At 35.9% G+C, this 12,342-nt stretch carries 12 protein-coding genes; 10 read left to right on the plus strand and 2 right to left on the minus strand.

Translation table 11 applies throughout. From position 1 onward, the window contains the following. The first annotated feature begins 86 nt into the window (after positions 1-86). The 6 genes from scpA (at position 87) to phnF (ending at position 5,346) form a co-directional block, all read left to right on the plus strand. A complete protein-coding gene (gene scpA / locus LMD38_RS06795; RefSeq protein WP_001199762.1) occupies positions 87-830 on the plus strand; it encodes a segregation/condensation protein A in 744 nt (247 codons plus the stop codon). 158 nt (positions 831-988) lie between these two features. Beyond that, a complete protein-coding gene (scpB, locus tag LMD38_RS06800) occupies positions 989-1,561 on the plus strand; it encodes a segregation/condensation protein ScpB (protein WP_000376222.1) in 573 nt (190 codons plus the stop codon). A 77-nt stretch (positions 1,562-1,638) separates the two neighbouring features. Continuing rightward, entirely contained in the window at positions 1,639-2,541 is a 903-nt protein-coding gene (locus tag LMD38_RS06805) for a ComEC/Rec2 family competence protein (protein ID WP_001214101.1), read from the plus strand. Positions 2,542-2,749: 208 nt separating this feature from the next. Further along, a complete protein-coding gene (nagA, locus tag LMD38_RS06810) occupies positions 2,750-3,892 on the plus strand; it encodes an N-acetylglucosamine-6-phosphate deacetylase (protein WP_014893528.1) in 1,143 nt (380 codons plus the stop codon). Positions 3,893-3,896: 4 nt separating this feature from the next. After that, the gene (gene nagB, locus LMD38_RS06815) at positions 3,897-4,685 is read left to right on the plus strand and encodes a glucosamine-6-phosphate deaminase (RefSeq protein ID WP_001024206.1); all 789 of its coding nucleotides are present in this window, start codon (positions 3,897-3,899) and stop codon (positions 4,683-4,685) included. Then, a complete protein-coding gene (gene phnF / locus LMD38_RS06820) occupies positions 4,615-5,346 on the plus strand; it encodes a phosphonate metabolism transcriptional regulator PhnF (RefSeq protein WP_002194085.1) in 732 nt (243 codons plus the stop codon). Before nagB ends, phnF begins: the two co-directional genes overlap by 71 nt. 70 nt (positions 5,347-5,416) lie before the next feature. Here phnF and LMD38_RS06825 read toward each other — a convergent pair whose 3' ends face one another. After that, positions 5,417-6,223, minus strand: a complete 807-nt coding sequence (locus LMD38_RS06825) for a Cof-type HAD-IIB family hydrolase (RefSeq protein WP_062821075.1) — start codon at positions 6,221-6,223, stop codon at positions 5,417-5,419. Between the two features lie 165 nt (positions 6,224-6,388). Here LMD38_RS06825 and glcT point away from each other — a divergent pair, with 165 nt between their 5' ends. From glcT to ptsP, 4 genes are all read left to right on the plus strand, one after another. Then, entirely contained in the window at positions 6,389-7,237 is an 849-nt protein-coding gene (gene glcT / locus LMD38_RS06830; RefSeq protein WP_000073863.1) for a glucose PTS transporter transcription antiterminator GlcT, read from the plus strand. 339 nt (positions 7,238-7,576) lie between these two features. Next, on the plus strand, positions 7,577-9,640 hold the full coding sequence (gene ptsG / locus LMD38_RS06835; RefSeq protein ID WP_000473182.1) for a PTS glucose transporter subunit IIABC: 2,064 nt from the start codon (positions 7,577-7,579) through the stop codon (positions 9,638-9,640). A gap of 135 nt (positions 9,641-9,775) precedes the next feature. After that, positions 9,776-10,039 carry a phosphocarrier protein HPr gene (gene ptsH / locus LMD38_RS06840; protein WP_000411079.1) on the plus strand — a complete coding sequence of 88 codons (264 nt, stop codon included), beginning with the start codon at positions 9,776-9,778 and terminating at the stop codon, positions 10,037-10,039. Further along, entirely contained in the window at positions 10,039-11,751 is a 1,713-nt protein-coding gene (gene ptsP / locus LMD38_RS06845) for a phosphoenolpyruvate--protein phosphotransferase (protein ID WP_000174221.1), read from the plus strand. The genes ptsH and ptsP overlap by 1 nt, the downstream gene beginning before the upstream one ends. A 97-nt stretch (positions 11,752-11,848) precedes the next feature. Here ptsP and LMD38_RS06850 read toward each other — a convergent pair whose 3' ends face one another. Continuing rightward, on the minus strand, positions 11,849-12,214 hold the full coding sequence (locus tag LMD38_RS06850; RefSeq protein ID WP_000468015.1) for a DUF3915 domain-containing protein: 366 nt from the start codon (positions 12,212-12,214) through the stop codon (positions 11,849-11,851). Positions 12,215-12,342: the final 128 nt, after the last annotated feature.

The following is a 12,342-nucleotide window of genomic DNA, read 5'->3' on the forward strand; positions in this document are numbered from 1 at the left end:
TTAATTAAATTTCTTAAAAAGGTTGGATAGAACATGAGTATGCTCTATACTTATGTTGTTATAGAAAAAATGTGGTGGGATGCTTTGTGCAGTATAATTTTAAAGTAGAGGCTTTTGAAGGGCCTTTAGATTTATTGTTACATTTAATACATCGTTATGAAATTGATATATATAATATTCCTGTAGCGGAAATTACAGAGCAATATTTATCTTATGTTCATACGATGAAAGAACTACAATTAGATGTTGCAAGTGAGTATTTAGTAATGGCTGCAACGTTATTACAAATTAAAAGTAAAATGTTGTTGCCGAAACATGAAGAAGATGTACTTGATAACGGTGATGACTTTATAGATGATCCTCGTCAAGAATTGATGGAGAGGTTAATTGAATATAAGAAATATAAGCAAGTTGCTACTGAACTAAAAGAAAGAGAACAAGAAAGAGCACAGCTATATACACGTCCGCCAATTGATTTTACATCATTGCAACAAGAAGAGGAGACAAGCTTGCCTCTTGATGTTACGTTATATGATATGCTAGCGGCATTTCAAAAATTAATGCGCCGTAAAAAAGCAAAGAAACCTGTGACAACACGTATTACTCGTCAAGAAATACCAATTGAACAGCGTATGACGGATATTTTAAAGCAGTTAGAAATACAAGGTGGCCGTCAAAGTTTTTATGATTTGTTTGTTGATGATGAACGGGAAATAATGGTTGTAACATTTTTAGCGGTTCTTGAGCTTATGAAAAATCAACAAATCGTAATTGAACAAGAACATAATTTTGATGAAATTTTCGTATCAAGCTATACTAAATCTGCATAGAGTTAGTATGGAAAATGGGATAGAAATAGTATATCTCATGCTAGGTTTGAATGTATCGTTTGGAACAAGAGAAAAAATATTGAACCGAACGCATTGATTGTGATTCGGTTTTTTGATGTGTATTTTTATGGAGAAAATAGGAGGAAGGAGCTCGTAAGATGGATAGAACAGAACAGAAATCAATCATTGAAGGGCTTTTATTTGTTTCTGGTGATGAAGGGATTTCTCCTGAACAAATAGCAAAAGTCCTTGAAATTGAAGGAAACGAAGTAATCGATATTTTAGAAGAAATGCAAAAAGAATGTGAAGGTGCACACCGAGGTTTGCAAATTGTACAGTATGCAAAAGTATATCGTTTTGCTACAAAGAAAGAACATGCGTCGTACTATCAAAAACTAATAGATATCCCAACAGCTGCTTCACTCTCTCAGGCTGCGCTAGAAACGTTAGCAATTGTTGCATATCGTCAACCCATTACAAGAACTGAAATGGAAGAGATTAGAGGGGTAAAAACCGATAAGGCGTTACAAACGTTAGTATCACACTTACTTATAAAAGAAATGGGAAGAGCAGAAGGACCTGGGCGTCCGATTTTATATGGAACGACGAAAGAATTTTTAGACACATTTGGATTAAAAACATTAGATGATTTACCTCCGCTTTCTGAAGAAAACGAACAAATGAATGAAGCGGATTTATTCTTCGGTTCTTTACAAGAGATATCGAAATAAAAGCTTAGCATTTTGCTAAGCTTTTTTGTATATCAATTATATACCGTGCCATACTAATTGAAAAAAGGAGACGAGTTATGAGAGGTATACGAAGTGTTTTATTATTAGTTTCTGTTTTGTTATGCTTTTCTTTAAATAGTGCATCTGCCAAAAGGTATATGATGTCTATTCATACCGCGTCTCCTTTACATATGCAGCGGCAACATTTTGGTAAAATGAAAGTGAGTTTCTTAAAAGTTGGACAAGGTGATGCAACACTTATTATATTGCCAAATGGACAAACGATGTTAATTGATGGAGGACCTTATGAAGCTGGTGAGGTTGTTATCCAAAAACTAATTGAAAAAGGAATTAACCATTTAGATGCTATCGTCAGTACTCATCCAGATATGGATCACATTGGAGGACTCATTCCGATTGTAGAGCAGATGCCGGTATCACTTATATTAGATAGTGGAAAAACATATAGTTCTCTTACTTATCATACGTATCGAAATCATATAAAGAAAAGGGGAATCCCTTTCATTTCAGTAAAAGAGGGACAATACATACCGTTAGATCCGCATGTTTCCATACAAGTATTAAACAACGGGAAGTCCAAAGATGAAAATAATGAATCTTCAATTGTATTAAAGATTCGGTATGGTAAGGCAGATTTTTTACTAATGGGTGATGCTGATGTGCGAACGGAAACTGAAATATTAAAGCAATTTGATGTACATGCAGATGTGTTAAAGGTGGGACATCATGGCTCATATACTTCAACAAGTGAAAGGTTTATAAAGAAGGTAGAACCACAGTTCGCGATTCTTTCTTATGGTAGCAGAAATCCGTATGGACATCCGCATCAAAGTGTAGTGAGACGATTAAAACAGCGTGGTATAATGATGTATGGAACAAATAAGCGTACAGTAGAAATGGAAACAGACGGCGAACATATTACAATTGGGTCTAGCGGATTAATGCCATTACTTAAGTGATTCATACGATAGATGATATTGTTCCTTTTTGGAAAAAATGAATAACATATATTATAATTGCGAGAGACGTACTAAGCTTCCTTTTTGTTAAACAAAGAGGAAATTTCATTAGAATGTATAGACAACTACTCGTGCATATATTAAGATGGAATTAGGCGAATAAGGTAATAATAACAAGTAGGTATTTCATGGGAAAGGATCGATGAAAATGAAAACGCAAGTTGTCATCAATGCCAAAATTTATACAGGTCAAGAAGTAGTGGAAAACGGATTTATTCGTTACACAGAAACAATTAAAGAAATTGGTTTGATGGCTCAATATGTATCACAAGAAAATGAAGCGGTTTTAGATGCGGCAGGGAAAATTGTGATTCCAGGTATGATTGATGTTCATATTCATGGTGGATACGATATTGATGCGATGGATGCAAATAGCGATGGGTTAGTAACTCTAGGTAAAGAAATGTTAAAAGAAGGAGTTACAACTTACTTTCCAACAACAATGACACAAGCTCCAGAAGCAATCGAAGCAGCACTACATGCTGCGAAGGAAGCGAAAGAAAAAGGAGCACATTTCGAATATATTCACTTAGAAGGACCGTATGTTTCAAAGAAACGTGCAGGTGCACAACCACTTGAACATATTGTTCCTGCGAATATTGAACAATTTAAACAATGGCAGGAAGCAAGCGGAAATTTAATTAAATTAGTAACATATGCACCTGAAGAAGAAGGTGCGTTAGAGTTCGAGCAATATCTTGCTGAAACTGGTGTTGTTGGCACAATGGGACATACCGATGCAATTGATGCGCAACTAAAAAATAGAAACATTACACATGCAACGCATTTATACAATCAAATGCGTGGATTACATCACCGTGAACCAGGAGTTGTTGGTCATGTGTTATTAAATCCAGATGTAATGGTTGAAGTAATTACAGATGGTATTCACATTCACCCGGATATGGTGAAATTAGCATATAAATTAAAAGGACCGAAAAAAGTAAGTGTTATTACTGATGCAATGCGTGCAAAAGGTCTTGAAGATGGATTATATGAGCTTGGCGGACAGCCAGTACATGTAAAAGATGGTAGTGCTCGATTAGAAGATGGAACGTTAGCTGGTAGTATTCTAAAAATGGATCAAGCTTTCCGAAATGTAATTGAATTTACAGGTTGTTCAATCGAAGATGCAGTACTAATGACATCAGTGAACCAAGCAGAAGAGTTTGGATTAAATAATAAAGGTGCATTAGCGGTAGGAAAAGATGCAGACTTTGTTGTGATGAATGAAGATTTACATGTATATGATACGGTTCGTTTAGGAATTCATATGAAGGAAGGGAAGTAATGAAATGAATATTCTTGTTGTAAAAACTCCAGAAGAACTAGCAGAAGCAGGTTATAAATTAATTGAAGAAGTTGTAAAAACAAAAGAAAATCCAACATTAGGAATGGCTACAGGAAGCTCTCCATTAGGTATTTATGCAGAAATGCGAAAAAATAAACTTGATACAAGCCGTGTAACCACTGTAAACTTAGATGAGTACGTAAATTTACCACATGAAGATAAAAACAGCTATCACTATTTCATGCAAGAACAGTTGTTTGATCATCTTCCATTTAAACAAACTTATGTACCAAACGGGATGGCAAGTGATTTAGAGGAAGAGTGCAAACGTTACGAGGGCATTCTAGCTGCTAACCCAGTTGACCTACAGATTCTTGGAATCGGTGAAAACGGTCACATCGGATTTAACGAACCAGGAACACCGTTTAATTCTCCAACAAATATTGTTGAATTAACAGAATCTACACGCCAAGCAAACCTTCGCTTCTTCGAAAAAGAAGAAGATGTGCCAACTCATGCAATTACAATGGGAATTGGAAGCATTATGAAAGCGAAACAAATTCTACTTGTTGCTATGGGTTCTAAAAAGGCAGAAGCTGTTAAAGAATTATTGCAAGGTGCATATAGTGAAGCGTGTCCTGCTACAGTTTTACAACGTCATCCGAATGTAACCGTAATCGCTGATCAAGAAGCTCTATCTTTATGCAGTGAGGCGATTGCTGATGAACATCGACAAGTATTCACCATTTCCGATCTATTATCAGATTCAAGAGTGGGTGAAACAGCTAATTGAGGACGGCGAATGGAAGCCGGGAGATAAAATCCCATCTGAGAATGAACTTTGCGATAAGTTCGAAGTGAGTCGTATGACAATCAGACAGGCGATTAATAATTTAGTGGAACAAGGTTATTTATATCGGAAACGTGGAATCGGTACGTTTGTCCAACTTCCGAAAGTGGAACAAAAATTGCAAGGAATGACAGGATTCACAGAAGATATGATTTCTCGTGGGATGAATCCAAGTAGTCAATTATTAAGTTTCCGCCTCGTTCCAGCTACTGCGAAAATAGCAGACCGGCTGAGAATACAGGAGGGAGAGTCGGTTTATGAAGTGAGGCGTATTCGCTTAGCTGACGATGAACCGATTGCTTTTGAGACGACATATTTGTCGCCAGCTCTTGTAAAAGATATTAACGAAGAAATATTGCAACAATCTTTATATGAACATTTAGAGAAAAAACTGGGCTTCAAACTTGTTAGCGCTACTCAATCAATTGAAGCTTCAATTGCAACGGATAATGAAGCGGAACATCTGCATATTCCTAAAAAGGCGCCAGTGCTTGTCATGCGTCAATGGTCATATTCAGAAGGTGAAGTACCGTTAGAGTATGTGAAATGTATTTATCGTGGAGATCGTTATAAGTTTATTACAAACATCGCACGTAACAAATAATATATTTCAGTTTGTGAAGTACAGTAAATGTCAAATTGTTTAACATGTAAAGAAAAAATACGACTCATCCTTACAAGGAGTGAGTCGTATTTTTATTATGAACAATTACGTGGTTAACAGCATCTTTAACTGTATTTACTACATAGTGAGCGTGTTCTTTTACTGCGTCATCTGCTTGAGCCATAGCAAAACTGTGAGGAGTTAAAGCAAACATTGGAATATCATTATAAGAATCTCCTATGCAAGCAACTTCCTCTGGTTGTAATTGAAACTCCTTTAATAAAACAGAAATAGCAGAACCTTTACTAATATTAGGTGGCATTACATCTAAGCATTGTTCTGCTGAAATGAACGTACTAACTTTTCCATGAAATTTTTCATCAATTTTTTTCTGAAGAAGTTGTAAGCTCTCCTTTGTTCCACCGACAGAAATTTTATTCGGGAAAATTGTATCATCTATTTTCTGTAATAAATTTGGTTCTTCGACAGAAGTCATCGTTACTTGTTGCTCAAGTTCATGAATAAACGGTGTTTTTTCTTCAATGTAGTAATTATGTTCATCACTAACATAACGGAAATAAGGATCTTCATTCGTCATGTGTAACAACTCAGGAAGAATGCTGGAATCAAAAGTTGCAGATAATAGCTGCTTATTTTCATTTGTATATACAAAAACACCATTAACACTAATGCGGTGGAAATTTGTATTTACAGCTTTCATTAAGTCTGCAATTTCATTATCAAGTCGGCCAGAAGCGAAACAAAGAATCACATTTTGTTCAGCAAGACTACGAAGTGCTACAATATCCTGTTCGTCAATTAAACCTCCGTGTTGCATCATTGTACCGTCGATATCACTTACAAACATTTTAATCATGTTGCTATCTCCTTTCTATGTACAGTTGCTCTTACATTATACGCATCATATATAAACATGTCTAAAAAATGAATTTTTATGAAATGGTAGATGTTTTACATTGACGACAAAGAAGAATGTTCTGTAACATAAAAGCAGGCTATTTAAGTACGAGGGTGGTGTTATATGAGTAATTATCTAGAAATTAAAAAAGTTTTAAATAATAATGTCATCATTGCTAGCCATCCTGAACATGAGGAAGTAGTAGTGATTGGTAAAGGAATTGGATTTGGGAAAAAAGCGAAAGATGTATTGGAGCAAGAACAAATTGAAAAAATGTTTGTTCTAAAAAATGAACGTGATCGTGAACAATACAAACTGCTAGTTCCACATGTGAGTGAAAAATTAATTGAATTAATGAATGATATTATGTTCTATATTCAAGAAAAAGCAAAATCGCCATTGAATGAACATATTCATATCGCTTTAACAGATCATATTTCTTTTGCGATTAAGCGTTTAAAACAAGGGTTTACAATTGATAATCCTTTTTTAGTTGAAACGAAAATGCTCTATCCAGAGGAATATAAAATTGCTGAAGGCGTTGTAAACCTTTTAAATTCTCGTTTGCAAATTACATTGCCAGAAGGAGAAATTGGGTTTATTGCACTCCATATTTACAGTTCACTTACAAATTCAGATTTATCTTCAGTTAATCAAAACTCCCGTCTCATTGCACAGCTTGTATCTTTAATTGAGACGAACTTACAAATTACATTAGACCAAGAAAGTATTCACTATTTACGCCTTATTCGTCATCTTCAATATGCTATTGAGAGGGTGAAAAAAGGAGAAAAAGTAGAGGAATCGCAAAGTTTTGCTGATTTATTAAAGGCGGAATATCCTGTTTGTTATAATTTAGCTTGGAAGCTAGTTAAGGTTATGCAAAAAGAATTGCAACTTCCTGTTTATGAAGCAGAGAGTATATATTTAACGATGCACTTGCAGCGCTTAGTGAAGGCAGAGCATGTGTAAAAAGACATATATTTTTGTCGAAAATGAAAACGTTAAAAAAAATCATTGAATCGCTTACAATAGTTATGTATAATAACTATTGCAAAGTTATACAAATTTCGACAAACACATTAAGGTATAAAACGAAAACGTTTGCCTTAATTATAGTGAACTTATACGTAAACCTATTTTTGACACGTGTTACTGATTCGATCAGGCATGAGTGGAGAAAAGTAAGGAATGTAAGCTAGAGAAAGGGATATACTACCCTTTGTATAGCTATCGTTCTATCTTTTTTTCCTCATGCCTTTTTGGCGTTTGTCGGAAGGTATCAATATAGATAAGAGAGGAAGGGTTTCCATGTTTAAGAAGATCTTTGGTGTTCTTCAAAAAGTCGGAAAAGCGCTTATGCTTCCAGTAGCGATTTTACCGGCAGCAGGTATTTTACTTGGATTTGGTAATGCATTTCAAAATCCACAGTTAACAAATGTTATTCCTGCTTTAAAAGCAGATTGGTTCGTAATGGTAGCAAAAATTATGGAACAATCTGGTGATATTATTTTCGCTAACCTTGCATTACTATTCGCAGTTGGGGTAGCAATTGGCTTAGCTGGTGGAGACGGAGTAGCTGGTTTAGCAGCATTCGTTGGCTACTTAATTATGAACAAAACGATGAGTGTGTTCTTAGAAGTAGATAAGCTAGTGAAAGTAACAAGTTCTGGAGCAGACCCAGTAAAAATTGGATTTGCAGATCCAGCGTATGCAAACGTATTAGGAATTCCAACGCTACAAACTGGAGTGTTTGGTGGTATTATCGTCGGGATAGTAGCGGCATATTGCTATAATAAATACTTCAACATTGAATTACCATCATACTTAGGTTTCTTTGCAGGTAAGCGTTTCGTACCGATCGCAACTGCAACATTCTCTTTAATAGTAGGTATTATCATGTGCTTCGTTTGGCCATACATTCAAGGTGGCTTAAACACGTTCTCACATCAAATGATTGATGCAAATAGAACGTTAGCAGCATTTATTTTCGGTTTAATTGAACGTTCATTAATTCCATTTGGATTACATCACATTTTCTATTCACCGTTCTGGTTCGAATTCGGTCAGTATACAAATGCGGCTGGCGAATTAATTCGTGGTGACCAAAAAATCTTTATGGCACAGTTAAAAGACGGTGTAGAATTAACAGCAGGTACATTTACAACTGGTAAGTATCCGTTCATGATGTTCGGTCTTCCAGCAGCAGCTTTAGCAATGTACCATGAAGCACGTCCAGAAAACAAAAAATTAGCAGCTGGTATTTTAGGTTCTGCTGCATTAACATCTTTCTTAACAGGTATTACAGAGCCACTTGAATTTTCATTCTTATTCGTAGCACCAGTATTATTTGGAATTCACGCAGTATTCGCTGGTCTATCATTTATGACAATGCAAATTTTAGGTGTTAAAATTGGTATGACATTCTCTGGTGGTTTAATCGACTTCCTATTATTCGGTGTACTACCAGGCCGTACGGCATGGTGGTGGGTAATTATTGTTGGTCTTGTACTAGCGGTTATTTACTACTTCGGATTCCGATTTGCAATCCGTAAATGGGATTTAAAAACACCTGGTCGTGAAGTTGCAAATGCGAATGAAGGTGCAGGAAAAGCAGAAGCTGGTGAACTTCCTCGTGAAGTATTAGTAGCACTTGGTGGTAAAGAAAACATTGCTTCTTTAGACGCTTGTATTACTCGTTTACGTGTACAGGTTAACGAACAAAAGAATGTAAATAAAGATCGCTTGAAAGAACTTGGAGCAGCTGGTGTACTTGAAGTTGGAAATAACATTCAAGCTATTTTTGGACCGAAATCTGACACATTAAAATCACAAATTCATGATATTATGTCAGGTCGTACACCTCATGTTGAAAAAGAAGAGCCTGTAAAAGTAGAAGAAGCTCCTCAAAAAGTTGATGAAAACGAAACAATCGTTTCACCAATTGAAGGGAAAATCCTACCAATTACAGAAGTGCCGGATCAAGTATTTTCAGGAAAAATGATGGGAGATGGATTTGCAATTGAGCCAACAGAAGGAACAGTAGTTTCTCCAGTTAACGGTGAAATTGTCAACGTATTCCCTACAAAGCATGCAATTGGTATTCAATCTGAAGGTGGAAAAGAAATTTTAATCCACTTCGGTATTGATACTGTAAAATTAAATGGTGAAGGTTTTGAAGCACTTGTAGCACAAGGTGACAAAGTGAAACAAGGACAACCATTATTAAAAGTAGATCTTGCATTTGTAAAAGAAAATGCACCATCTATCATTACACCAATTGTATTTACGAATTTACAACAAGGGCAACAAGTCGAATTGAAAAAAGATGGAAATGTTAAGAAGGGCGAAAACGCTATTATTGACATTCAGTAGGAATTTGACGCAAAATGTTTATAATTATAATAGGCGATGTGGTTGACCGAACATCGCCTATTATATACAATAGATGATGTAGTACTCACGTCTATACAACTAAAAAATACTGTAATTTAAAGGAGATAAATTATCATGGAAAAAATCTTTAAAGTAACTAGCGACTCAGGAATTCATGCTCGTCCAGCAACTCTACTTGTAAACACTGCAAGCAAATTTGGTTCTGACATTAACTTAGAGTATAACGGAAAGAACGTTAACTTAAAATCAATCATGGGCGTTATGTCTTTAGGTATTCAACAAGGCGCGGAAATTAAAATCACTGCAAATGGTGATGATGCAGCTCAAGCACTAGCAGCTATCGAAGAAACTATGAAAAACGAAGGATTAGGAGAATAATGACTCTTAACATTCAAGGGATCGCTGCATCAAGTGGGATTGCTATTGCAAAGGCTTTCAGACTTGAAAATCCTGAATTTAACATCGAAAAGAAATCAATTACAAACGAAGCTGCAGAAATTGCACGCTTAGAAGCTGCGCTTGAGAAAGCAAAAACTGAATTAGAAGCTATTAAGGACCACGCTTTTGCTGAGCTAGGTGCTGACAAAGCTGCGATCTTTGAAGCACATTTATTAGTGTTAAATGATCCAGAACTAGTAAACCCAGTAAAAGATAAAGTAAATAGTGAAAAAGTAAATGCTGAATTTGCAATGGATGAAGTTGCATCAATGTTTATTTCTATGTTTGAAAACATGGATAACGAATATATGAAAGAACGTGCTGCGGACATTCGTGACGTAACAAAACGTGTTCTTGCACATTTACTAGGCATTAACTTCTCAAATCCTGGTACAATTTCTGAAGAAGTAATCATTATTGCTGAAGATTTAACACCATCTGATACGGCTCAGTTAAACCGTAAGTATGCAAAAGGTTTTACAACTGATATCGGTGGACGTACATCTCACTCTGCGATTATGGCTCGCTCTATGGAAATTCCAGCTGTTGTTGGTACGAAAGTTGTTATGGAGAAAATCCAAAATGGCGATATCGTAATCATCGATGGTTTAGATGGAGAAGTAATTGTTAATCCATCAGAAGAAACTCTTCGCTCGTTTGAAGAAAAGAAAGCGAAATTTGAAGAGCAAAAAGCTGAATGGGCAAAATTAAAAGACCAAGCTACTGTAACAAGTGATGGACATCACGTTGAGCTTGTTGCAAATATCGGAACACCAAATGATGTACAAGGTATTATCGATAATGGCGGAGAAGGCGTTGGTTTATACCGTACAGAATTCTTATACATGGGCCGTGACAATCTTCCAACAGAAGAAGAGCAGTTCGAAGCATATAAAGCAGTTCTTGAAGGTGTAAAAGAAGGTCAACCTGTTGTTGTTCGTACACTTGACATCGGTGGAGATAAAGAGCTTCCATACTTACATTTACCAAAAGAAATGAACCCATTCTTAGGATACCGTGCAATTCGCTTATGTCTTGATGAGCAAGATGTGTTCCGTACACAACTTCGTGCATTACTTCGTGCTAGCGTATATGGTAACTTAAAAATTATGTTCCCAATGATTGCAACTCTTGATGAGTTCCGTCAAGCGAAAGCAATCTTATTAGAAGAAAAAGCAAAACTTGTAGAAGCGGGTACAACTGTTTCTGATTCTATTGAAGTTGGTATGATGGTTGAAATTCCAGCTTCAGCAGTATTAGCAGATCAATTCGCAAAAGAAGTTGATTTCTTCTCTATCGGAACAAACGACTTAATTCAATACACAATGGCTGCAGACCGTATGAACGAACAAGTATCTTACTTATACCAACCATATAACCCATCTATTTTACGTCTTGTAAAAATGGTTATCGATGCTGCTCATAAAGAAGGCAAATGGGCTGGTATGTGTGGTGAGATGGCGGGCGATTCACTTGCTATCCCATTATTATTAGGATTAGGTTTAGATGAGTTCAGTATGAGTGCAACATCTATTCTTCCTGCAAGAACACAACTAAGCAAGTTGTCAAAAGCAGAAATGGAAACATTAGCAGAAAAAGCATTAATGATGTCAACTGCTGAAGAAGTTGTTGAACTCGTTAAAAGCATATAATCAATAAAAAAACCTGAGTCGATTTGAAATCGGTCTCAGGTTTTTTCTATGAGAAAAGTAAATCTTATTTTTTTACTATAGAGGATAAGGAACAGAATTAGATAGCGATAGCAACGATATCAGTTGGGCATACACGTAAAATACCAGTAAAAGTATTACGGTTTTGATTGTTCTTATCGTCTTTATTGTTATCTTTGTTGTCTTTGTTATTACGAGCTAAAGCAGAGAAAAGAGCAACACCGTTAGCGAAACCTTCAAAAATTACATTGTTGAAAGTGCCATTACCTCTAATGCTTAAAAGAGAAAGCTCTGTTCCAACTGAAATATTAGCAAGTACGTTACATACAGCTGGTTGTTGTGGTCTAACTACTTCTCTCTCTTTCTCTTTCTCATGATGTCTGCACTCTCTTTCATGATGATGACAGTCTCTAAAGTTATCACAGCATCCAAATGATCCAAACATAATCCTCATCACCCCCTTCACACTTATAATCTATGTAAGTTCGGTAGTGAGTGACTGGACAGAGAGTGGAATTTTTTCTAGGGGAATTTCTCATTTTAAAAGACTAGCTGGGTGTTTATTACGGAATG

The organism is Bacillus pacificus, assembly GCF_020861345.1.
GTDB classification, from domain to species: domain Bacteria; phylum Bacillota; class Bacilli; order Bacillales; family Bacillaceae_G; genus Bacillus_A; species Bacillus_A pacificus.

What these genes read in the sequence shown, in the direction of transcription:
- scpB (WP_000376222.1), top strand. Translation starts at nt 989, where the DNA reads ATGGATAGAACAGAACAGAAATCAATCATTGAAGGGCTTTTATTTGTT.
- LMD38_RS06805 (WP_001214101.1), top strand. Translation starts at nt 1,639, where the DNA reads ATGAGAGGTATACGAAGTGTTTTATTATTAGTTTCTGTTTTGTTATGC.
- nagA (WP_014893528.1), top strand. Translation starts at nt 2,750, where the DNA reads ATGAAAACGCAAGTTGTCATCAATGCCAAAATTTATACAGGTCAAGAA.
- nagB (WP_001024206.1), top strand. Translation starts at nt 3,897, where the DNA reads ATGAATATTCTTGTTGTAAAAACTCCAGAAGAACTAGCAGAAGCAGGT.
- phnF (WP_002194085.1), top strand. Translation starts at nt 4,615, where the DNA reads ATGAACATCGACAAGTATTCACCATTTCCGATCTATTATCAGATTCAA.
- LMD38_RS06825 (WP_062821075.1), bottom strand. Translation starts at nt 6,223, where the DNA reads ATGATTAAAATGTTTGTAAGTGATATCGACGGTACAATGATGCAACAC.
- glcT (WP_000073863.1), top strand. Translation starts at nt 6,389, where the DNA reads ATGAGTAATTATCTAGAAATTAAAAAAGTTTTAAATAATAATGTCATC.
- ptsG (WP_000473182.1), top strand. Translation starts at nt 7,577, where the DNA reads ATGTTTAAGAAGATCTTTGGTGTTCTTCAAAAAGTCGGAAAAGCGCTT.
- ptsH (WP_000411079.1), top strand. Translation starts at nt 9,776, where the DNA reads ATGGAAAAAATCTTTAAAGTAACTAGCGACTCAGGAATTCATGCTCGT.
- ptsP (WP_000174221.1), top strand. Translation starts at nt 10,039, where the DNA reads ATGACTCTTAACATTCAAGGGATCGCTGCATCAAGTGGGATTGCTATT.
- LMD38_RS06850 (WP_000468015.1), bottom strand. Translation starts at nt 12,214, where the DNA reads ATGTTTGGATCATTTGGATGCTGTGATAACTTTAGAGACTGTCATCAT.